General features: G+C 70.2%; 1 protein-coding gene. It reads left to right on the forward strand.

Annotated elements, in window-relative coordinates; translation table 11 throughout:
- On the forward strand, window positions 1–1,276 hold a 1,276-nt coding region (locus tag D7Y15_RS43505; RefSeq protein ID WP_148713051.1), incomplete at both ends, for a serine/threonine-protein kinase.

Here is a 1,276-nt window from a genome sequence, read left to right on the forward strand (position 1 = left end):
TGGGGCAGGGCGGCTTCGGCACGGTGTACCTCGCGCACTGCGAGGGCCAGCGCTTCGCTCTGAAGCTGCTGCACCTGCCGCGCGTAGGCGAGAGGGCGGAGCGCGAAGTTTCCATCCTCACTCGCCTGCATCACCCCAACGTGGTGCGGATTCTGGGCCATGGCTACTGGCCGGTGGCCCAGCCTCAATTCATCGTCATCGTTACGGAGTACGTGGAAGGGCGTCAGCTGGACGCGTGGGCCGACGCGGAGAACCCCACGGCGCGGCAGGTGACGCGCGTGCTGCTGGGCGTGGCACGGGCGCTCGCCGCTGCCCACGCGGATGGGGTGGTGCACCGGGACGTGAAGGAGGCCAACGTCATGGTGCGCGCCTCGGACGGCCTGGCCAAGCTGGTGGACTTCGGCATCGGCGACTACACGGGCGCGCGCGAGCTGACGGCGGACATTCTCCCGCCCGGGACGGTGGACTACCGCTCCCCGGAGGCGTGGCGCTTCCTGCGTGCTCACCTTGAGGCAAGGGACGCCCGTTACACAGCGGGGCCTGCGGACGACTTGTGGGCACTGGGGCTTGTCTCTTACCGGCTGCTGACGGGGCGCTTCCCCTTTGACGGCGAGGACGGCGCCAGCTTGACGGAGGCGATTCTCTCCAGCTCTCCCAGGCCACCGCACGAGGAGAACGAGCGGGTGCCTCGGGCGCTGAGCGACGTGTGCTTGCAACTCCTGGAGAAGACGCCCGAGGCGCGCACGCCCAGTGCTCAGGCGCTCTGCGATGCGCTGGAGCAGGCGCTGCGCGGTGCGGACGAGACGTGGGACGTGCCGCTCTGCGACGCGTATGCCGAGGACTCCGCGACGACGGACGGGGAGGACATCGACAGCTTCGAGCAGTGGCGGCACGAACCCCGGCACCGCCCTCGTCGAGGCAAACGCATGCCCCCGAAGCCGGCGCCAGCAATGGACGCGGCTGCCGTAGCGACCAACGAGCCGCCTCCCGCGACGACCGTGCGTGTGGCGCCTGCGAAGCGGGAGGCCTTCCGCGACTGGGCGGCTCTCGCGGTGGTGCTCGTTCTGGCGGGGGCAGTGTGGGGATTTGGGACGTCACGCGTCGTTGGGCCCGTCCCCACCCGTCAGGAAGTAGCGCCCTCTGGCAAGTCACCTCAAGCTGATCGCGCCGCAGCTCCCACCGGGCCGGAGGCCACCGCTGCGGCCGTCGCTCTCCCCGCGACGCTCCAGGAGGTTTCAGCCACCGTGACGACGCAGCCGAAAGAGACGCAGCCCCT

Source organism: Corallococcus sp. AB030 (genome assembly GCF_003668965.1).
In the GTDB taxonomy this organism is placed as follows: domain Bacteria; phylum Myxococcota; class Myxococcia; order Myxococcales; family Myxococcaceae; genus Corallococcus; species Corallococcus exiguus.